Origin of the sequence: Serratia bockelmannii (assembly GCF_051803255.1) — a bacterium.
Taxonomy (GTDB): Bacteria; Pseudomonadota; Gammaproteobacteria; order Enterobacterales; family Enterobacteriaceae; genus Serratia; species Serratia bockelmannii.
In genome coordinates, this window is the sequence record NZ_CP196512.1 from 4,304,579 (window position 1) to 4,324,682 (window position 20,104).

Below are 20,104 nucleotides of genomic sequence, written 5' to 3' on the forward strand. Positions count from 1 at the left end.
CGCCATCGGTAGCGTCTCGGCCTGCAGTAAAAAAAGGGGGCCAAGGCCCCCTTCTGTGTTATTCCGCCTTGGCGGAAGCGTCTTCAGTGCGATACAGGTGCACGTCCATTTGCGGGAACGGAATGCCGATGTTGTTGGCATCCAGCGCGCGCTTGAAGTTTTCCATCAGATCGAAGTACACGTTCCAGTATTCCGCATTGGTGGTCCAGGAACGGGTCACAAAGTTCAGGGAAGATGGCGCCATCTCGTTCAGTCGCACGGTCACGCCTTTAGCGTGCATGATGCGCTTGTCGGCGGCGATCACATCGCCCAGCACCTTCTTCACCACGTCGATATCGGCGTTGTAGGCCACGCCTACCACGATATCCACACGGCGGTTCGGCTCGCGGGAGTAGTTGATGATGTTGCCGGCGATGATTTTACCGTTCGGCACCACGATGGTTTTGTTGTCTGCGGTGCGCAGGGTGGTGGAGAAAATCTGCACCTGATCGACGGTACCGGCCACGCCGCCCAGATCGACATATTCACCCACGCGCAGCGGGCGGAAGATCACCAGCAGCACGCCGGCGGCGAAGTTAGACAGCGAGCCTTGCAGCGCCAGACCGACGGCCAAACCGGCGGCACCCAGCACGGCGATCACCGAGGTGGTCTGCACGCCGACGCGCCCCAGCACCGCGATGAAGGTGAACGCCAGCACGCCGTAACGTACGATCGCCGACAGGAAGTCTGCCACCGTGGCGTCGATGCCGCGCAGTTTCATCACGCGGTTCAGCGCATTGCCGACCACGCGGGCCACGATCGAACCGATGATCAGGATAACGATGGCGGCGACGATATTCACCGCGTACTGGATCAACAGATCCTGGTTCTTCACCAACCAGTTGCCGGCACCGTTGATGCCGTCTACTACATTCAAATCTTTCATTCGTGTCGTCCTAACTCAGTCCCTAACGGGAGAAACTCGCAAAAATACACTGGCCTCGGCAGCCAGTAGGAAACCACCGCCTAAGGGTAACCAACATTAAAGGCTCATGCCAACCGTCAGCGTTAAAAATAGCCGAAACCGCCCGCCGCGTCTTCTATGCTGAAAACAGCGCGTTGGCTATTTCACGACAAGGGATCCGTTCTTCATGCACATTCGCTCTTCGCTCAAACACTATTGGCAAGTGCGGCCCAGGCTGCTGTTTTCCGTCGGCGCCGGGCTGCTGTGCTTTCTGCTGCTGCCCGCCCAGCTCTCGTTGCTGCAGCGCCTAATGATCGGCTGGAATACGCTGGCCTGGCTCTATCTGCTGTTTCTCTGGCGGCTGATGCTGGTCAGCACACCGCAGCACATTCGCCAGATCGCTCGGCGACAGGATGAAAGCGCCAGCACGGTGTTGGCGCTGGTCAGTTTCGGTTGTCTGGTGAGCATTCTGGCGATCCTGTTCGAATTGAGCAGCGCCAAACAGGCCAGCGACTCGCTGAAAACGCTACATCTGGCGTTAACCGGCGCAACGCTGGCAGTCTCCTGGCTGCTGCTGCCGACCGCCTTCACCATGCACTATGCCCATCAGTTTTACCGTCAGGGCGCACAGCAGGATCCTTTGCCGCTGCTGTTTCCCGGCAATCTCACCGAGCCGACCTATCTGGACTTCGCCTACTTCTCCTTCACCATCGCGGTCGCGTCGCAAACGGCCGACGTGGCGGTCGGCGCCGCGGAGGTGCGTAAAATCGCGCTCGTGCAGTCGGTTATTTCGTTCGTGTTCAACATGCTGATCCTGGGCCTGTCGATCAACGTCGGTGCCGGCCTGCTGGGCTGAAAACGAAAAAGGCTCCCCGCAGGGAGCCTTATGCACGTGCAACAGGTGCCGAAGATTACAGAACGTCTACCGCGTTCAGATCTTTGAAAGCCTGCTCCAGACGCGTCACCATGCTGGTCTGCGCTGCGCGCAGCCATACGCGTGGATCGTAGTATTTCTTGTTCGGCTGATCGGCGCCTTTCGGGTTGCCCAGCTGGCCCTGCAGGTAAGCTTCGTTCGCTTTGTAGTACTGCAGGATGCCATCCCAGGTCGCCCATTGGGTGTCGGTGTCGATGTTCATTTTGATCACGCCGTAACCCACAGACTCTTTGATCTCTGCGTCGGTAGAACCGGAACCGCCGTGGAACACGAAGTTCAGGCTGTTGTGCGGCAGGTTGAATTTCTTGGACACGTAATCCTGAGAATCGCGCAGGATGGTCGGAGTCAGCTTAACGTTGCCTGGCTTGTACACGCCATGCACGTTACCGAAGGAGGCTGCGATGGTGAAGCGCGGGCTGATGGCGTTCAGTTTTTCGTACGCGTAAGCCACGTCTTCCGGCTGGGTGTACAGTGCGGAAGCGTCCATATGGCTGTTGTCCACGCCATCTTCTTCACCGCCGGTGCAGCCCAGTTCGATTTCCAACGTCATGCCGATTTTGGCCATGCGCTTCAGGTAGGCGCTGCAGATCTCGATGTTTTCTTCCAGAGATTCTTCAGACAGATCGATCATGTGGGAAGAGAACAGCGGTTTGCCGGTAGCGGCGAAGTGCTTCTCGCCGGCGTCCAGCAGGCCGTCCAGCCATGGCAGCAGTTTCTTCGCGCAGTGGTCGGTGTGCAGGATCACCGGCACGCCGTAGTGTTCAGCCATCTGGTGAACGTGATGTGCGCCAGAGATAGCGCCCAGAATCGCTGCACCCTGAGGCACATCGGTCTTCACGCCTTTGCCGGCGATGAACGCGGCGCCGCCGTTGGAGAACTGAACGATAACCGGCGCGCGCACTTTAGCCGCGGCTTCCAGCACTGCGTTGATGGAGTCGGTACCCACGCAGTTTACCGCTGGCAGCGCAAAGTTGTTCTCTTTAGCAACTGCGAAGACTTTCTGAACGTCATCACCCGTGATGACACCCGGTTTTACGAAATCAAAAATTTTAGACATGTTACTTTGTCCTGTTTCGTCGGCCGTAGATGGATGTAAATCGATGTTTTCACGCCGCGCAGCGTGAGCCGCGCGGTATAAAACAAACGGGCGGCTTTCGCCTCCCGTTGTCTGAATTACTGCTTAGCGCGCTCTTCCAGCATCACGACTGCAGGCAGCGGTTTCCCTTCAACGAATTCCAGGAATGCGCCACCGCCGGTGGAGATGTAGGAAATTTTGTCAGCGATACCGAACAGATCGATGGCTGCCAGAGTGTCGCCGCCGCCAGCGATAGAGAAAGCGTCGCTATCGGCGATCGCGCGGGCGACAATTTCGGTGCCCTTACGGAAGTTAGGGAACTCGAATACGCCAACCGGGCCATTCCACAGAATGGTCTTGCCGTTCTTCAGGATAACGGCCAGACGCTCGGCAGAGACGTCGCCCATATCCAGAATTTGCTCGTTGTCCTGGATCTCGTTGGCCTGCTTCACGGTCGCGGTCGCGGTTTCAGAGAACTCGGTCGCCACGCGCACGTCGGTCGGAACCGGGATGTCGCAGGTTTCCAGCAGTTTCTGCGCGTTCGGGATCAGATCCGGTTCGTACAGGGACTGGCCCACGTTGTTGCCCTGCGCCGCCACGAAGGTGTTGGCGATGCCGCCGCCGACGATCAGCTGATCGGCGATTTTGGACAGGGAATCCAGCACGGTCAGTTTGGTGGAGACTTTAGAGCCGCCCACGATGGCGACCATCGGACGGGCCGGGTTGCCCAGGGCCTTGCCCAGCGCTTCCAGCTCGGCGGACAGCAGCGGGCCGGCACAGGCGACAGGCGCGAACTTGCCCACGCCGTGGGTGGAAGCCTGCGCGCGGTGCGCGGTGCCGAACGCGTCCATCACGTACACGTCGCACAGCGCCGCGTATTTCTTGGACAGGGTTTCGTCGTCTTTCTTCTCGCCCTTGTTGAAGCGGACGTTTTCCAGCACCACCAGTTCGCCTTCGGCGACGTCGACGCCATCCAGATAATCCTTCGCCAGACGCACTGGGGATTTCAGATGATCTTTCAGGTAGTTGACCACAGGCAGCAGGGAGAATTCTTCGTTGTACTCGCCTTCGGTAGGACGACCCAGGTGGGAGGTTACCATCACGCGGGCGCCTTGCTTCAGCGCAGCTTCGATAGTCGGCAGGGAAGCGCGGATACGCGCGTCGGAAGTCACTTTACCGTCTTTTACCGGCACGTTCAGATCGGAGCGGATCAGTACGCGTTTACCCGCCAGATCCAGATCGGTCATCTTAATTACAGACATGGTGAACCCTCTTTATTGAATCTCTATAAAATTGCCTGAGCAGCGCGCCAATCACGCCGGCGCCGCCGTACTAGAAACCGCTGGCGGCCATTGCCCGTGTTGTATCCAACATCCGATTGGCAAAGCCCCATTCATTGTCGCACCAGACCAAGGTCTTTATCAGGTGCTGCCCGCTGACCCGGGTCTGCGTACCGTCGACGATAGCGCTGTGCGGGTCATGGTTAAAATCAATCGAGACCAATGGTAATTCCGTGTAGTCAACTATACCACGAAATGATTCCCGTGCGGCCTTTTGCAACAGCTGGTTGACCTCCGCCACCTTCACCGCGGCGCTCACGCTGACGCTAAGATCGATAGCCGTCACGTTGATGGTCGGCACGCGCACCGAGATAGCCTCGAAGCGATCGCAAAACTGCGGGAAGATGCGGGTGATGCCCGCGGCCAGCTTGGTATCGACCGGAATGATCGACTGGCTCGCCGCGCGGGTGCGCCGCAAATCCGCGTGATACGCGTCGATCACCGGCTGATCGTTCATCGCCGAGTGAATGGTGGTCACGGTGCCGGACTCGATGCTGTAGGCGTCGTCCAGCAGCTTGATCACCGGAATAATGCAGTTGGTGGTGCACGAGGCGTTGGACACGATGCGGTGTTCCGCCAGCAGCGTCTGATGGTTGACGCCAAACACGATGGTGGCGTCCAGATCGTTGCCGCCCGGATGGGCGAACAGCACTTTCTTCGCCCCCGCCGCCAGATGGGCTTCGCCATCCGCCCGGCTGCCGTACACGCCGCTGCAGTCCAGCACCACGTCGACGCCCAGCTCGCCCCAGGGCAACTGCTCCACCGCCGGCTGGTGCAACAGGCGAATCGCGTCGTCTCCGACGCTCAGCGTGTCGCACTCTTGCCGCACATCCCACGCAAAGCGGCCGTGGCTGGAATCGTACTTCAGCAGATGGGCCATGCCTTCGGCGTTCGCCAGCTCGTTGATCGCCACGACGGAGATTTCCGCCCGTCGTCCCGATTCGTACAGTGCGCGCAATACGCTGCGGCCGATGCGGCCAAAGCCGTTTATCGCTATGCGGATGGTCATGCTGCTCCTGAAAAAGGGCCGTCCACGCCGGGTGACTCACCGGCGCCGCCCGGCGCTGACTGGTTGTCTCACTAACCCGCATAGAGTAGTGGATCGTACCGCCCGCTGTGAATCGCCGAGTTTGCATTATTCCCGCGCTTCAGCGGTTTTTCACCGCCGTCACATCGGCATTTCTGTTGAAGAGTGCTTCAACTGAAACGCTTCAGCTGAGCATAAACCAAAGTTTTGGCAAAAGGAACAGGTGCGACAGTTCCTCAGGTAACGGACGGGAGTTTTACGAGCATAAGATGATCTGGCGCACATTTTTGGCCTCAAGACCGCGACGAATTTTCGCTCGCCGGCCCCGTTTCGCCGTAGTGCTCACGAAAATAGTCGCGCAAAAATTCGACCGTCACCCGCACTTTCGCCGACGTTGCCAGCCGGGAAACGTACACCGCCCAGATGTTGGCCGGCTGATAATACTCCGGCAGGATGTGCACCAATCTGCCGCTGTCGATGTTCTCTTTTACGTCCCAGGCGGAACGCAGCGCAACGCCCTGCCCGTCCAGGCACCACTGGTGCACGATCTCGCCGTGGTTCGACGCCAGCGCCCCCGTCACCTTCACCGTCTCTTCGCCGCCCGGCCCCTGCAGCCGCCACAGCCCGAACGGGTGATCGCGTTCCTTGATCACCAAACAGGTGCGGCCCGCCAGCTCCGCCGGGTTTTTCGGCACGCCGTGGCGCTGCAGGTACGCCGGCGAAGCGCACAAGATGCGCTGATTGTCCGCCAGCTTGCGCGCAATCAAATTGGGGGCGATATCGTCGCCGATGCGGATATCCAGATCGAACCCTTCGCTGACCAGATCCACCAGCCTATCGGACACGTCGAGCCGCAGCTCCAGCTGCGGGTACTGCCGCGCCAGCGCCGACAGCGCCGGCGCCACGAAACGCCGGCCGAAGCCGAAGCTGCTGACCACGCGCAGCATGCCCTGCGGCGCCTGACGCACCTCGGACAGCTCGTCCATCATCTGATCGACGTCGTTGAGAATGCGCTGCGCCCATTCGTAGATGCGTTCGCCGTCTTCGGTGATCGCCACTCGCCGCGTGGTGCGGTGCAGCAACGACACGTCCAGCGCTTTTTCCAGCAACGCAATGCGTTTGCTGATAAAGGCCGGCGACACGCCCAGCTCTTCGGCGGCGGCGGCAAACCCGGCGCGGCGCGCCACCAGCACGAACACCCGCAGGTCACTCAGGATCGGCATATTGTTCATGATTCGTGTTTTATGTTTCACCGTTTTCAGGGTTGATTAACAGTTAGTCAATTATAGGATAAGAGTGTTGTCAATCTCCCCTACCTACAAATGAGACCTCTGTATGAGCAAAACCTATAAAATTGCCGCCATCCCCGGGGACGGTATCGGGCGGGAAGTGTTGCCGGAAGGCATACGAGTGTTGCAAGCGGCGGCGGCGCGCTGGGATCTGTCGCTGGAATTCGACACTTTCGAGTGGGCCAGCTGCGACTACTACCAGCACCACGGCCAGATGATGCCGGACGATTGGTTTGAGCAGCTCAAGGGCTTCGATGCCATCTACTTCGGCGCCGTCGGCTGGCCGGATACGGTGCCCGATCACATTTCGCTGTGGGGGTCGCTGTTGAAATTCCGCCGCGACTTCGAGCAGTACGTCAACCTGCGCCCAGTACGGCTGTTTCCCGGCGTGCCCTGCCCGCTCGCGAACAAACAGCCGGGCGATATCGATTTCTACGTGGTGCGCGAAAATACCGAAGGGGAATACTCCTCGCTCGGCGGACGGATGTTCGAAGGCACTGAACGCGAGATGGTGATCCAGGAATCGGTCTTCACCCGTCAGGGCGTGGACCGCATCCTCAAGTACGCCTTTGAGCTGGCGCAACAGCGCCCGCGCAAGCGCCTGACCGCAGCCACCAAGTCCAACGGCATGGCCATCAGCATGCCGTACTGGGATGAGCGCGTGGCGGAGATGGCGCGCCGGTATCCGGACATCGCCTGGGACAAGCAGCACATAGATATTCTATGCGCGCGCTTCGTGCTGACCCCCGAACGCTTCGACGTGGTGGTGGCCTCCAACCTGTTCGGCGATATTTTGTCTGATCTCGGCCCGGCCTGCACCGGCACTATCGGCATTGCGCCGTCGGCCAACCTGAACCCGGAGCGCAACTTCCCGTCGCTGTTCGAGCCGGTGCACGGCTCGGCGCCGGACATTTTCGGCAAAAACATCGCCAACCCGATCGCCATGATCTGGAGCGGCGCGATGATGCTGGACTTCCTCGGCGACGGCGATGCCCGTTACCGCCAGGCACACGACGGCATCCTGCAGGCGATCGAGCGCATCATCGCCGACGGGCCGCGCACGCCGGATATGCGCGGCGATGCCTCCACTCAGCAAGTCGGCCAGGCGATCGCCGCCCTGCTGCAACGCTAAACACCGCTGATTTTCCTGCGCAGGGCGCGTTTTCGCGCCCTGCTTTGCCATGTCCGCTTTTCCGCTTCGATCGCCGCCGCAAATCCGTTGAAAACCACCGCAGAAAGCACGCCAATACCCCGGCCAAGATCACAACAAATTGTTTACATACTGTGTTTTATCCTTTTACAGATGCCCCAATTGTGGCCCTCCCGTAATTTGTGCACACTCAAAAATGTTAATGAAGAGTAAACATTTCCGGTGGCGTTCTGCCGGGGCGGTTGCTCCTCGCGGTGTAACAAAACAAAGGGTTCAAACCAATAAGGCCCGGGCGCACCCTACGCTTCGCGCACCGGCCCACCACCGATAACAGGAGTTCACTCCCATGCAGAGCACCCCTAAAAAGGATGTCACGCTCATCGCCATCAGCCTGTGCAGTATTGCGCTGATCGCCATTTGCCTGATGCTCTTTCCAGCTCAATCCGCGCTTATCGCCAACACCATTTTCAACGGCGTCACCCGGCTGTTCGGCTCAACCATTCAAATCCTGGTGCTGATCGCCCTGCTGGTGGTGCTGTATCTGGCGTTGAGCAAATACGGCAACATCCGCCTCGGCGAAGGCAAACCGCAGTACTCCACGTTAGCCTGGCTGTTCATGTTCATCTGCGCTGGCCTGGGCTCGTCCACCCTGTACTGGGGGGTGATGGAATGGGCGTATTATTACCAGACGCCGGGGCTGAACATCGCGCCGCGCACCCCGAAGGCGCTGGAATACAGCATCAGCTACTCCTTCTTCCACTGGGGCCTGAGCGCCTGGGCGACCTATGCCCTCGCCTCGCTGATCATGGCCTACCACTTCCACGTGCGTAAGAACAAAGGGCTCAGCCTATCGGGGATCATTTCCGCCATCACCGGTGTGCGCGCCAACGGCCCGATCGGGCGGTTGGTGGATCTGATCTTCCTGGTCGCCACCGTCGGCGCCCTCACCATTTCACTGGTGCTGACGGCCTCTACCTTTACCCGTGGGCTGACGGCACTGACCGGCATCCCGGACAATTTCGTGGTGCAGGCGACGGTGATCCTGCTGGCCGCGGTGATCTTCTGTCTCAGCTCTTACATCGGCATCGACGGCGGCATGCAGCGCCTGAGCAAAATGGTCGGCTGGGGTGCCTTCGCCTTCGCCGGGCTGGTGCTGCTGGTCGGCCCGACCGAGTTCACCATCAACAACACCATCAACGCCATCGGCCTGACGGCGCAAAACTTCCTGCAGATGAGCCTGTTCACCGATCCGATGGGCGACGGCAGCTTCAGCCGCAGCTGGACGGTGTTCTACTGGCTGTGGTGGATCTCCTATACCCCGGGCGTGGCGATGTTCGTCACCCGCGTCTCGCGCGGCCGCAAGATTAAAGAGGTGATCTGGGCCTTGTTGCTCGGCAGCACCCTCGGTTGCTGGTTCTTCTTCGGCTCGCTGGAAAGCTACGCCATGCACCAGTTCATCAGCGGGCAGCTCAACGTGCCGGAGATCCTCAGCACCCAGGGTGGCGAAACCGCCGTGCAGATGCTGCTGACGGCGCTGCCGCTCGGCAAGCTGTTCCTGGCCGCCTATCTGTTCATCATGATCATTTTCCTGGCCTCGCACATGGACGCGGTGGCCTACACCATGGCCGCCACCAGCACCCGCAACCTGCAGGAGGGGCAAGATCCCAGTCCGATGCTGCGCCTGTTCTGGTGCGTGGTGATCACCCTGATCCCGCTGTCGATCCTGTTTACCGGCGCCTCGCTGGACACCATGAAAACCACGGTGATCCTGACCGCGCTGCCGTTCCTGCTGGTGCTGCTGGTGAAAACCTACGGCTTTGCCCGCTGGCTAAAGCAGGACTACGCGGCCATCCCGGCGCACCTGACCGAAAGCAGCCCGCCGGCGCTGCCCGAAGCACCGGCGGCCGCCGAACTCCCCGCTCCATCGTCGTATCAACCGCGCCCTATGGCGAAATGACAATAAGAAAAGAGGAAGGTTAACTTATGAGCACTCTGATCCCTGAATTTACCTTACCGAAAGATTTCTGCGCCGACGCCCGCGAGGCTTACACCATTCCAGCCCGGTTCTATACCCACCAGGCGGCGTTCGAGCACGAAAAAGAGCAGGTGTTCGCCACCAGCTGGATTTGTGTGGCGCACCGCAGCGAGCTTGCCCAACCGAACGACTACATCACCCGCGAGATCATCGGTGAAAACATTCTGGTGGTGCGCGGCCGCGACAACGTGCTGCGCGCCTTTTACAACGTCTGCCCGCACCGCGGCCACCAACTGCTGGCGGGCGACGGCCGGGCGAAGAACGTCATCACTTGCCCTTATCACGCCTGGGCGTTCAAGCTGGACGGCGAGCTGGCGCACGCGCGCAACTGCGAAAACGTGCAGAACTTTGATAAGGAAAACTCGCACCTGATGCCGGTGCGGGTCGAAGAGTACGCCGGGTTTATTTACGTCAATCTGGACTCGCAGGCCGGCACGGTGGAAGACCAGTTGCCGGGCCTCGGCGCCAAAGTGCGCGAGGCCTGCCCGCAGGTCGACGATCTCAAGCTGGCGGCACGCTTCGTCACCCGCACTCCGGCCAACTGGAAGAACATCGTCGACAACTACCTCGAGTGCTACCACTGCGGCCCGGCACACCCCGGCTTCGCCGACTCGGTGCAGGTCGATCGCTACTGGCACACCCTGCACGGCAACTGGACGCTGCAGTTCGGCTACGCCCGCCCTTCCGAGCAGTCGTTCAAGTTTGAAGAGGGCAAAGAATCCAGCTTCCACGGCATCTGGCTGTGGCCGTGCACCATGTTCAACATGCCGCCGCTGGAAGGCATGATGACGGTGATCTATGAGTTCCCGGTCGATGCGGAAACCACCCTGCAGCACTACGACATCTACTTCACCAACACCGATTTGAGCGACGAACAGCTCAAACTGATCGACTGGTACCGCGACGTGTTCCGCCCGGAAGATTTGCGGCTGGTGGAAAGCGTGCAAAAAGGCCTGAAGTCGCGCGGCTATCGCGGCCAGGGGCGCATCATGGCCGACGGCGCCGGCAGCGGCGTCAGCGAACACGGCATCGCCCACTTCCACAACCTGCTGGCGCAGGTTTATCAACCTTGATGCGACGGGGCCCGCGGGCCCCTTTCCCCTGACTTGTGAGGTTCTTGTGAAAATTTCCGATCGGGCGCTATTCCGCCAACAGGCATATATCAACGGCCAATGGCGCGACGCCGACAACCAGGAAACCCTGCCGGTGAGCGATCCCGCCACCGGCCGGCCAATCGGCAGAGTGCCCAACATGGCGACGGCCGAAACCGAACAGGCGATCGACGCCGCCCAGCAGGCGCTGGAAGGCTGGCGCGCGCTGCCGGCGCAACAGCGCGCGCAGCTGTTGCGCCGCTGGTTCGAACTGATGCTGGAGCACCAGCAGGATCTGGCCAACCTGATGACGCTGGAGCAAGGCAAACCGCTGGCGGAATCGCTGGGTGAGATCCGCTACGCCGCCTCCTTTATCGAATGGTTCGCCGAACAGGCCAAGCGCGCCAACGGCGACATCATTCCGTCGCCGAGCAGCGATAAACGCCTGATGGTGCTGAAACAGGGCATCGGCGTGTGCGCGGCGATCACGCCCTGGAACTTTCCGGCGGCGATGATCACCCGCAAGGCCGCGCCGGCGCTGGCGGCCGGCTGTACGCTGGTGGTCAAACCCGCCAACGAAACCCCTTATTCGGCGCTGGCGATGGCCGAGCTGGCCGAACGCGCCGGCATTCCCGCCGGGGTATTCAACGTGGTGACCGGCAATTCACAGGCGATCGGCGCCGAGCTGACTCGCCACCCGCAGGTGCGCAAACTCAGCTTTACCGGCTCCACGCCGGTGGGCAGGCTGCTGATGCGCCAGAGCGCGGACACCATCAAGAAAGTGTCGCTGGAGCTGGGCGGCAACGCGCCGTTCATCGTGTTTGACGATGCGGACATCGATGCCGCGGTGGAAGGCGCGCTGATCGCCAAATACCGCAACGCCGGGCAGACCTGCGTCTGCGTCAACCGGTTCTACGTGCAGCGCGGCGTTTACCCGCAGTTCGCCAAGAAGTTTGTCGCCCGCGTGGCGGCGCTGCAGGTCGGCAACGGCTTCGAAGCCGGCGTGCAGATCGGCCCGCTGATCAACCGCAAGGCACGCGACAAGGTGCTGGAGCTGCTCGATGACGCGCTGAGCAAAGGCGCTCAGGTGCTGACCGGTGCCACGCCGCACGCGCTGGGCGGCAATTTCTTCACGCCGACGGTGCTGGGCGACGTGCAGCCCGGCTCGCTGCTGCTGGAAGAAGAGATCTTCGGCCCGGTCGCGCCGCTGGTAGTGTTCGATGACGAAGCCGAGGCGATCCGTCAGGCCAACGACACCATCTACGGCTTGGCCGCTTACTTCTACACCCGCGATGCGGCGCGCATCTGGCGCGTTTCGGAACAGCTGGAGTACGGCATGGTCGGCATCAATACCGGGCTTATCTCCAACGAGGTGGCGCCGTTCGGCGGGGTGAAACAGTCGGGGCTGGGGCGTGAAGGCTCCGAATACGGCATCGAAGACTATCTGGAGCTCAAATACCTGTGCCAGGCGGTATAACTTTTTCATGCGCGGGGACGCCCGCGCTTTGGAGCCAATGAATGACCAGCTATCAGATGCTTGATGTTCGCGTCGTCGACATCGAAACCGTCACCGCACAGGTCAAGCGCTTTACCCTGGCGGATCCGCAAGGCCGCCCGCTGCCCGCCTTCAGCGGCGGCAGCCACATCATCGTGCAAATGCAGGACGGCGAGCAGCGCTACAGCAACGCCTATTCGCTGCTGAGCTCACCGTTCGAGCTCGACCGTTACCAGATCGCCGTGCGCCGTGAGTCCCCTTCCAAAGGCGGTTCCGACTTCATGCATGACCGGCTGGCGGTCGGCGATACGCTGACCATCAGCACCCCGAATAACCTGTTCGCGCTGGCGCCGGAGGCGCAACATCACGTGCTGATCGCCGGCGGCATCGGCATCACGCCGTTTATGGCCCATCTGCATGAGCTGCAACGCAGCGGCCAACGCTACCATCTGCACTACTGCTTCCACAGCGAGGAACACAACGCCTTCCAGCAGCAGCTGATGCAAGCGCCGTTCGCAGACAACGTCAGTTGCCATGTCTCCAGCCTTGGCGGCCGGTTGGATCTGGCGCGCACGCTGGCCGATGTGGAACCCGGCGCCCATATCTACGTCTGCGGCCCGGCGGCGCTAAATGAAGCGGTCTACCGGATCGCCGCCGAACGGGGTATCGATGCCGGTCGCTTGCACAGCGAAGCCTTCGCCGCCGAAGACACAGCGGGCGGCGCCTTTACGCTGGTGCTGGCTCGATCGGGCATTGAGCTTGAAGTGGCGCAAGACATGACCATCCTGCAGGCGCTGGAAAACAGCAAGGCGGCCAGGGTCGAGTGCCTGTGCCGCGAAGGCATTTGCGGCACCTGCGAAACCCGCATCGTCGAAGGGGAAGCCGATCACCGCGATCAATATCTCAGTGAGGAAGAGCGCGCGGCGCAGCAGACCCTGTTGATCTGCTGCTCGCGCGCCAAAGGCAGCCGGCTGGTGCTGGATTTGTAAACGGAGCGCCCGCATCGGCGGGCGTCCTGGTTAGGCTTTCGGGAATATCCACAGATGCTCGGCCGGCAGGGAGAGCCGGCACAGCGCCCGATCGCGCGCCTCGTGGCCATAGGCACGCACCACGAAATCTTCGGCCACGGTGCGGAACAGGTATTCCCAGCGATCGCCGAGATACATGCTGGTCAGCAACGGCAGCTCAAGCTGGTTGCCCTGCGGATCTTCGCCCAACCGCACGCGCTCGACGCGGATCACCGCCGTGCCCTCCTGCCCGACCTGCACGCCTTCGCCCGCTTTGCCCCACAGCGCCCAATCCTTACCTTCGATGCGCGCCCGATCGCCTTCCAGCGCGACGACCTTGCCCGGCAACCGGTTGTTGCTGCCCATGAACTCGGCGGTGAACAGCGTGGTGGGCGAGCCGTACATCTCCTGCGGCGTGCCCTGCTGTTCGATTTTGCCGTTATTGAGCAGCAGGATGCGATCGGAAATGGCCATCGCCTCGTTCTGATCGTGAGTCACCATCAGTGCCGACAGACCGAGCTTGATGATCAACTCGCGCAGGAATACCCGCGCCTCTTCGCGCAGCTTGGCGTCGAGGTTGGACAGCGGCTCATCCAGCAGGATCACCGGCGGGTTGTAGACCAGCGCGCGCCCGATCGCCACGCGCTGCTGCTGGCCGCCGGAGAGCTGGTGCGGATGGCGTTTGGCCAAATGCCCCAGCCCGAGTTGATCCAGCACCGCCTGCACCCGCTGGGCGATTTCCGCCGAGGCGGTCTTACGCAGTTTCAGCGGGTAAGCGACGTTCTCAAACACCGTTTTATGCGGCCACAGGGCGTAGGACTGAAACACCAGCCCCAGATTGCGCTCTTCGGCGGGAATTTCACTGCGTGCGCTGCCGTTGTACACCGCGCTGTTGCCGATGACGATCCGCCCCTGGCTCGGTTTCTCCAGCCCGGCTACCGCCCGCAGCAGCGTGGTTTTGCCGCTGCCCGACGGGCCCAGCAGCGAGACCACTTCGCCCCGTTTCAGATCCATCGACACCCCTTTCAACACCGGGTTGTCGCCATAGGTCAAATGCAGATTCTCTACCGAAAGTTCAATCATGTAATTTCACTCCAAAGCGCAAGGCGATCCCCAGCCCCAACACCACCAGCAGGATATTGATGAACGACAGCGCGGCGACGATATCGATAGCGCCCGCGGCCCACAGGGAAACCAGCATCGAGCCGATGGTTTCCGTGCCCGGAGACAGCAGATACACCCCGGTGGAATATTCGCGTTCAAAGATCAGGAACATCAGCAACCAGGAGCCGATCAGGCCGTAGCGCGACAGCGGAATGGTGACGTGGCGGGTGATCTGGCCGCGGCTGGCGCCGGCGCTGCGCGCCGCCTCCTCCAGCTCCGGCCCCACCTGCAGCAGCGTGGAAGAGATCAGCCGCAGGCCGTAAGCCATCCACACCACGGTGTAGGCCAGCCACACGCTGAAGATGGTGCTGCGCAGCGAACGCAGCCAGACGATCACGTTCTCGCGCAGCCACTCGGCCATCGGCAGCACGGACAGCCAGCCTTCCTTAAGCGATTTGTCCAGCCACATCGGCAGGAACAGAAACACCCACAGGAACGCCAGGCCGGCCAGCAGCCCCGGCACCGCGCGCGGTACCAGCACGCTGTAGTCGAGGAAGCGCGTGGCGCCATCCGGCTTGCGGTGCATGGCAATGCCGATAAACAGATAGCACGCCACCGCCAGCGCCCCGCCGATCACCCCGATCGCCATCGAGTTGACGATGGCGCGCAGCAGGTTGGGTTGCGCCCAGATGGTGCGGAAGGTGTTGATCGACAGTTCGTCCCAGACAGACACGCCCACGCCCCAGTTGGAGATAAAGGCGCGCAGCACTACGCCGATCAGCGGCACGCCGATGGTCACGGTCAGCCAGAACATCACCACCGCGCCGGCCACCCAGCGCCATTTGCCCAGCGGCAGCGCGCGCGCCTGCGAGGCTTTGCCCTTGACGGTGACGAAACGGTTGGCGGTACGCATCAGCCTGCGCTGCAGCATCACCAATGGAATGGTGATGCAGATCAGCACCACCGCTACCGCCGCCATCAGGTGGTAAGAAGGCGTACCCAGCTTGTTGGTCAACTGATACAGGTAGGTCGCCAGCACCAGGTTGCCTTCCGGATCGCCCAGCACCAGCATCAGGCCGAACACCTCCAGCCCGAGGAAGAACAGCAGCACCCCGGCGTACAAGATAGACGGCCGCACCATCGGCAGACTGACGGCGGTCATCACCTGCAGCGGCGTAGCGCCGGCGGTGCGCGCCGCTTCTTCAACGTCGGAGCCCACGCTGCGCAGCGCCGAGGAGATGTACAGATACGCGTGGGGCACGTGCGTCAACCCGGCTATCACCACGATGCTGGCCATCGAATAGATGTTCCACGGCACGAAACCCAGCAGCGCCTCCGCCCACAGCGAGAAGAAGCCGACCGGCCCCGCCGCCACCACGTAACCGAAACCCAGCACCATCGGCGACACGAAGATCGGCACCAAAATCAGCGGTTCGATGATCCGCCGCCCCGGCAGATCGGTGCGCACCATCAGGAAGGCCAAAATGCCGCCGAGCGGGATGGCGATAATCACCAGGCCGAATGCCAGAATAAAGCCGCTTTTCAGCGCCTTGTAGAAATCCGGATCGGTAAAGATGAACTCGAAGGCCTCCAGGCTGAAGACCTTGGAGGGAGAGAAAAACGGTGCCGAGAGGAAGCTTTGAATGATGATAAACGACAGGGGGACATAGATAACCAGCGCGGTTATCAACACCACCAGGCCGCGCGGCAGGCTCTGCCACTTTCTGCGCCATGCTTGCATAAATGCTCCCTATGGTTGTAAACGACGACCAAAGGGCGCGCGCCCGTGCCCGTGCGACAGGCGCGCGTCCGAATGCAGTCCCTGTTATTTCGCCGCGGCGGCGCGCCATTGTTTGATGTAGTCGAGACGCTTGGCCGGCTGCAGATATTCCAGCAGGCTGTCATCGACCGGGATCGGCTTGAGCGCGTTACCCAACAGCTTGGTCATGCCATCGATGTCGTTCTTGCCTTCGATGTCGTTGCGGATCGAGGGGATATCCGCCTGATTGGCGAGAATATTTTGCCCTTTCTCCGACAGCACGTAGTCGAACCACAGCTTGGCGGCATTAGGGTTGCCGGCCTCTTTGCTGATGAAGCTCACGCGCGACAGCACCAGGGTATAGTCTTTCGGATAGACGATGCCGAGCGACGGATCGCTCTTGGCGCGGGCCTCGGCGTATGAACCGAGGATATTGAAGCCGATCAGGTTTTCACCGGAGGAGACGCGCTCCATCATGGTGCCGGTGGAAGATTGCACCGCCAGCCCGCCCTTGGCCACGTCGGCCAGCGTTTTGAAGTAGTTAGGATCGGCCTTGAAGTCCTGCACCGACAGCATGAAGCCGACGCCGGATTTTTCGATGTCGTAGGTGGTGACTTTCTTCTTGAATTTGTCCGTCTGGCCGGCGATCAGTTTAGCCAGCGCCGCGTGTGAATCCGGCACATCGCCCTGCGGGATCAGCCGTTTGTTATAGATAAACACCACCGGCTCATAGGTGGTGCCATACACTTTATCTTGCCATACCGCCCATTTTGGCAGCTGAGCCCGCTCCGGAGAGGCATACTCCTGCGCGTAATCGCCCGCCAGTTTCAAAATGGTGTCCATCGACGAACTCCACACCAGGTCGCCGCTGGTGCCGCCGGCCGCCTGCTCGCTGATAAAGCGGTTATACAGTTCGGTGCTGTTCATGTCGTTGTATTCGACCTTGATGCCCGGATACAACGCCTCGAACCCCTGGATCAGCGGCGCCGCCGCCTTGGTGTCGGTGGTTGAATAAATCACCACCTTGCCTTCTTTCTTCGCGCCGTCGACCAGTTTCTGATAGTCGGCAGGGTAGCCCGCCGGGAAGGCCGCATAGGCGGAAACGGAGCCCAGTAAGGTGATAGCAGCTACGGTCGCGCTGATTTTTTTCATCATCATCCATCCCCTGATCACATTTAATAAACCAAAAATTAACATACAGTTAATATTTATGACGAGGCAACGGCGTTGCTTGTTATCTTTCGGTTTTGTGAGGTTGGACGTTTTTCAGCCAATAAAAAGCCCGGCAGCACGGGCTTTACAGCACTTCCTATCGCAGACTATTCGGCCAGGTGAGAGCGCCGCAGCAGGCGAATTCGCTGTACGATGGCAACCCCCAGCAGCGTCAGAACAAATCCCGCCAGCTGCACCAGCGACAACGCCTCACCAAACAGCGCGTAAGCCTGCAGCGCCGCCGCCGGCGGCACCAGCAGCATCAGCGCGGTAATGCGAGTCAAATCGCCGTTGCGCACCATCCAAATGAACAGCGCGGTGCCGCCCAGCGACAACACGCCGGCCGACCACAGCAGCGAGAACCACAGCGTTGGCGAATTGTCCCAGGCGCCTGAGCCCATTACGGCCGCCAGTACGCCGGTCACGATCGCCGCGCCGAGGTGCTGAATGGCGCCTGCCGCCCGCAGATCGGCCGCTGCCAGCGAAGACTTCTGCACCATGATGCCTATCGTCAGCGCAACGATGCTGCCAAACCCCATCAGGATCGGCAGCAGCGCCATATTGCCGACGTCGATGCCGGTCAGCCGCGGGGAGAGCACCAGCGCAACGCCGATAAAACCGACCGCCAGCCCGGCCCAGGAACGTAACCCGATCGGCTTACGCAGCACCAGCGCGAAAATCAGCGCGGTAAACAGCGGCTGCAATCCGCCGATCAGCGACATCACTCCGGCTGCCAGGCCGTTCGCCACCGCCCACCAGCTTGCGGCAAGGTAAACACCGTTCATCAACATGCCGGTCAGCAGGTGCATTACGAACTGTCGCCCCTTGGGCCAGGCGCAATGCAGCGCCAGCAGAGCGAATACTGCCGCGGCGATCAAAAAGCGAAAGGTCAGGAAAAGGTTGGGATCGGCATGATCCGCCACCGCCCGCGCGGCAATAAAACCGGTCGACCAAATTAATATCAGGAAAAACGGCGCAATCAATGCCTTTCGCCGATCGCGTTTTTCGCGCTGGGTTATTTCCATATCACTACCTAAAAAATGCCGTTGATGAATTAATGCAGAGCATACTAACCAATTTAACACGGGCTTAACAGTATCGACGCTGGCACCAAGCAGGCGTGGTGAACATAATTGCGGGAAATAATGAAGTTTCAATCTTATATAATTCACCAAGCTTATAATTAATTCCACCACGTTACGATAATGTAAATTAATTGCTACATCCGGTATAACTATTCCCCTCCTGGCGGCATTGTCGGAATAATTCCCCTTTGCTAGCCTTCCTGAAGCCACTTAATTAACTGGACTGACTCATGGCCGAAATCACTGATTTTATGAAACTGGATATGCGTATTGGCGAAATTATTTCCGTGGAATATAACGACAAGGCATTAAAACCCGCCTATAAGCTGCGCATTGATTTCGGCGAAGAAATTGGCATTAAAAACAGCTCGGCGCAATTATGCGAAAACTATCAGGAAGATGATCTGCTTGGAAAAAAAGTCATCTCCGTCGTTAATTTCCCCGCCAGGCGGGTTGCCGGATTTAAATCTGAAGTGCTGGTACTTGCCGCGGTCACCCGGGATCAAGGCACTGTCTTGCTGAAACCCGATGTCGACGTGGAGATCGGCAGCAAGATTTTATAATCGCCACATCATTCGTGAGGCCACCGAGAAATGCGACAGTTATCCCTGCTTGATGAAGTTAAGAAGGCGTACCAGGAACACCGTTCAGCCTTTATCCCCGGCGCCACCATGCAAGCGATCCTGCTGGCGCTGGGCGCGCGGCCGGAAGATTTCGCCAGGCTGCAGCAGGTCAGCGCCAATCTGGCGGACGATCCCACACTGCCTTTCCGCAAGTCCAGAAACGGCCGCTTCTGCTTCGACTTCGATCGCGCCCAGATTGAGCGGCTGGAGTTCCAGCCTTTCGTGCTCTCGGTCGAGGAAGACTTCATCCGCTACGATTCGGGAAAGGTGCGCCATTTCCGCGGCATCAACGACGATCTGCAGTTGAATACGGCATTTCAGGCACTGATGAAATTCAAAGCCTACGTGATCGATGGCGTGAGCGTGACGCCGCGCCCCCGGCTTAATCAGGAGATCAACAAATTCGTCTGCACGGTGTTCAACCTGCGCACCGTCACCACGCCGCAGATGTTGGGCGAACCGGCGCTGGAAGGCGTACACAGCGACGGCGTCGACCACACCATGACGACCTTCCTCGGCTGCGACAACATGACCGACGACAGCGCCAAGACCTTTATTCACGATATGCGCGAAACCAGCGGGATCAAATTCGATCGCGCCCGGCCGGAATGGATTTTGGGCGAAATACAGCATCGGCATTTCCTCGATACCCTGCTGATTGTCGACCATGAGCGCAAACACAGCCTCTCACCGGTGGAAGCGCAGGACAAACGCCGGCATTCGACCCGTGATATGCTGATCTTTTTCACCCGTAAACCGGTCGAAGACGGCCACGTCTCCTTCGCGTATGACTCTTTTAAACCGCATATCGAAATCCCGCTGTCGATAGACATGGTGGCGCGCGCGAGCTAACGCGCTGCCGGGCCGGCCGCCAGGATCCCTCTGTGCGGCCGGTTCACGCCGGGGTAAACAGCGCTGGATTAATCAGGTTTTTG

The 20,104-nt window shown here is 60.2% G+C and carries 17 protein-coding genes; 8 read left to right on the plus strand and 9 right to left on the minus strand.

Annotation, left to right across the window (positions count from 1 at the left end; translation table 11 throughout):
- Window positions 1-58: 58 nt before the first annotated feature.
- Window positions 59-925 (minus strand): small-conductance mechanosensitive channel MscS, encoded by an 867-nt coding sequence (gene mscS, locus ACSJLU_RS20510; protein ID WP_342096829.1) that lies wholly within the window; start codon window positions 923-925, stop codon window positions 59-61.
- A 205-nt stretch (window positions 926-1,130) separates the two neighbouring features.
- Between mscS and ACSJLU_RS20515 the strand changes: the two genes are divergently transcribed.
- The gene (locus ACSJLU_RS20515; protein ID WP_025304178.1) at window positions 1,131-1,799 is read left to right on the plus strand and encodes a DUF1345 domain-containing protein; all 669 of its coding nucleotides are present in this window, start codon (window positions 1,131-1,133) and stop codon (window positions 1,797-1,799) included.
- Window positions 1,800-1,854: 55 nt separating this feature from the next.
- On the opposite strand, the gene fbaA is transcribed toward ACSJLU_RS20515, so the two are convergent.
- The 4 genes from fbaA to ACSJLU_RS20535 form a co-directional block, all read right to left on the minus strand.
- A complete protein-coding gene (gene fbaA / locus ACSJLU_RS20520; protein ID WP_025304179.1) occupies window positions 1,855-2,934 on the minus strand; it encodes a class II fructose-bisphosphate aldolase in 1,080 nt (359 codons plus the stop codon).
- Window positions 2,935-3,050: 116 nt separating this feature from the next.
- The gene (pgk, locus tag ACSJLU_RS20525; RefSeq protein ID WP_439041023.1) at window positions 3,051-4,214 is read right to left on the minus strand and encodes a phosphoglycerate kinase; all 1,164 of its coding nucleotides are present in this window, start codon (window positions 4,212-4,214) and stop codon (window positions 3,051-3,053) included.
- Between the two features lie 70 nt (window positions 4,215-4,284).
- A complete protein-coding gene (gene epd / locus ACSJLU_RS20530) occupies window positions 4,285-5,301 on the minus strand; it encodes an erythrose-4-phosphate dehydrogenase (protein WP_004931582.1) in 1,017 nt (338 codons plus the stop codon).
- A gap of 311 nt (window positions 5,302-5,612) precedes the next feature.
- A complete protein-coding gene (locus ACSJLU_RS20535; RefSeq protein WP_269149643.1) occupies window positions 5,613-6,572 on the minus strand; it encodes a LysR substrate-binding domain-containing protein in 960 nt (319 codons plus the stop codon).
- A gap of 82 nt (window positions 6,573-6,654) precedes the next feature.
- Between ACSJLU_RS20535 and ACSJLU_RS20540 the strand changes: the two genes are divergently transcribed.
- The 5 genes from ACSJLU_RS20540 to ACSJLU_RS20560 all read left to right on the plus strand — a co-directional run bounded on the left by ACSJLU_RS20540 (window position 6,655) and on the right by ACSJLU_RS20560 (window position 13,368).
- Window positions 6,655-7,740, plus strand: a complete 1,086-nt coding sequence (locus ACSJLU_RS20540) for a tartrate dehydrogenase (protein WP_049296204.1) — start codon at window positions 6,655-6,657, stop codon at window positions 7,738-7,740.
- 364 nt (window positions 7,741-8,104) lie between these two features.
- Window positions 8,105-9,715 carry a BCCT family transporter gene (locus ACSJLU_RS20545; RefSeq protein ID WP_380827006.1) on the plus strand — a complete coding sequence of 537 codons (1,611 nt, stop codon included), beginning with the start codon at window positions 8,105-8,107 and terminating at the stop codon, window positions 9,713-9,715.
- Between the two features lie 26 nt (window positions 9,716-9,741).
- Window positions 9,742-10,866, plus strand: coding sequence for an aromatic ring-hydroxylating oxygenase subunit alpha (locus ACSJLU_RS20550; protein WP_025304183.1), 1,125 nt, complete (start codon window positions 9,742-9,744; stop codon window positions 10,864-10,866).
- Between the two features lie 46 nt (window positions 10,867-10,912).
- Window positions 10,913-12,361 (plus strand): NAD-dependent succinate-semialdehyde dehydrogenase, encoded by a 1,449-nt coding sequence (locus tag ACSJLU_RS20555; RefSeq protein WP_380827002.1) that lies wholly within the window; start codon window positions 10,913-10,915, stop codon window positions 12,359-12,361.
- A 41-nt stretch (window positions 12,362-12,402) separates the two neighbouring features.
- Window positions 12,403-13,368: a PDR/VanB family oxidoreductase gene (locus ACSJLU_RS20560; protein ID WP_164064143.1), complete on the plus strand. Its 966-nt coding sequence runs from the start codon at window positions 12,403-12,405 to the stop codon at window positions 13,366-13,368.
- A gap of 30 nt (window positions 13,369-13,398) precedes the next feature.
- On the opposite strand, the gene ACSJLU_RS20565 is transcribed toward ACSJLU_RS20560, so the two are convergent.
- The 4 genes from ACSJLU_RS20565 to ACSJLU_RS20580 all read right to left on the minus strand — a co-directional run bounded on the left by ACSJLU_RS20565 (window position 13,399) and on the right by ACSJLU_RS20580 (window position 18,486).
- Window positions 13,399-14,469, minus strand: coding sequence for an ABC transporter ATP-binding protein (locus ACSJLU_RS20565; protein ID WP_025304186.1), 1,071 nt, complete (start codon window positions 14,467-14,469; stop codon window positions 13,399-13,401).
- Window positions 14,462-16,231, minus strand: a complete 1,770-nt coding sequence (locus ACSJLU_RS20570; protein ID WP_025304187.1) for an ABC transporter permease — start codon at window positions 16,229-16,231, stop codon at window positions 14,462-14,464. The genes ACSJLU_RS20565 and ACSJLU_RS20570 overlap by 8 nt, the downstream gene beginning before the upstream one ends.
- 84 nt (window positions 16,232-16,315) lie before the next feature.
- Complete coding sequence (locus ACSJLU_RS20575) at window positions 16,316-17,404, minus strand: ABC transporter substrate-binding protein (RefSeq protein ID WP_043142713.1); 1,089 nt, start codon at window positions 17,402-17,404, stop codon at window positions 16,316-16,318.
- A 164-nt stretch (window positions 17,405-17,568) separates the two neighbouring features.
- Entirely contained in the window at window positions 17,569-18,486 is a 918-nt protein-coding gene (locus tag ACSJLU_RS20580; RefSeq protein WP_380826998.1) for a DMT family transporter, read from the minus strand.
- A gap of 290 nt (window positions 18,487-18,776) precedes the next feature.
- Here ACSJLU_RS20580 and ACSJLU_RS20585 point away from each other — a divergent pair, with 290 nt between their 5' ends.
- The gene (locus ACSJLU_RS20585; protein ID WP_025304190.1) at window positions 18,777-19,109 is read left to right on the plus strand and encodes a tRNA-binding protein; all 333 of its coding nucleotides are present in this window, start codon (window positions 18,777-18,779) and stop codon (window positions 19,107-19,109) included.
- A 30-nt stretch (window positions 19,110-19,139) separates the two neighbouring features.
- Complete coding sequence (locus ACSJLU_RS20590) at window positions 19,140-20,021, plus strand: 2OG-Fe dioxygenase family protein (RefSeq protein WP_025304191.1); 882 nt, start codon at window positions 19,140-19,142, stop codon at window positions 20,019-20,021.
- Window positions 20,022-20,104 lie beyond the last annotated feature (83 nt).

Coding starts and splice junctions, on each gene's coding strand:
- mscS (WP_342096829.1), bottom strand. CDS start 925: ATGAAAGATTTGAATGTAGTAGACGGCATCAACGGTGCCGGCAACTGG.
- ACSJLU_RS20515 (WP_025304178.1), top strand. CDS start 1,131: ATGCACATTCGCTCTTCGCTCAAACACTATTGGCAAGTGCGGCCCAGG.
- fbaA (WP_025304179.1), bottom strand. CDS start 2,934: ATGTCTAAAATTTTTGATTTCGTAAAACCGGGTGTCATCACGGGTGAT.
- pgk (WP_439041023.1), bottom strand. CDS start 4,214: ATGTCTGTAATTAAGATGACCGATCTGGATCTGGCGGGTAAACGCGTA.
- epd (WP_004931582.1), bottom strand. CDS start 5,301: ATGACCATCCGCATAGCGATAAACGGCTTTGGCCGCATCGGCCGCAGC.
- ACSJLU_RS20540 (WP_049296204.1), top strand. CDS start 6,655: ATGAGCAAAACCTATAAAATTGCCGCCATCCCCGGGGACGGTATCGGG.
- ACSJLU_RS20545 (WP_380827006.1), top strand. CDS start 8,105: ATGCAGAGCACCCCTAAAAAGGATGTCACGCTCATCGCCATCAGCCTG.
- ACSJLU_RS20550 (WP_025304183.1), top strand. CDS start 9,742: ATGAGCACTCTGATCCCTGAATTTACCTTACCGAAAGATTTCTGCGCC.
- ACSJLU_RS20560 (WP_164064143.1), top strand. CDS start 12,403: ATGACCAGCTATCAGATGCTTGATGTTCGCGTCGTCGACATCGAAACC.
- ACSJLU_RS20565 (WP_025304186.1), bottom strand. CDS start 14,469: ATGATTGAACTTTCGGTAGAGAATCTGCATTTGACCTATGGCGACAAC.
- ACSJLU_RS20570 (WP_025304187.1), bottom strand. CDS start 16,231: ATGCAAGCATGGCGCAGAAAGTGGCAGAGCCTGCCGCGCGGCCTGGTG.
- ACSJLU_RS20575 (WP_043142713.1), bottom strand. CDS start 17,404: ATGATGAAAAAAATCAGCGCGACCGTAGCTGCTATCACCTTACTGGGC.
- ACSJLU_RS20580 (WP_380826998.1), bottom strand. CDS start 18,486: ATGGAAATAACCCAGCGCGAAAAACGCGATCGGCGAAAGGCATTGATT.
- ACSJLU_RS20585 (WP_025304190.1), top strand. CDS start 18,777: ATGGCCGAAATCACTGATTTTATGAAACTGGATATGCGTATTGGCGAA.
- ACSJLU_RS20590 (WP_025304191.1), top strand. CDS start 19,140: ATGCGACAGTTATCCCTGCTTGATGAAGTTAAGAAGGCGTACCAGGAA.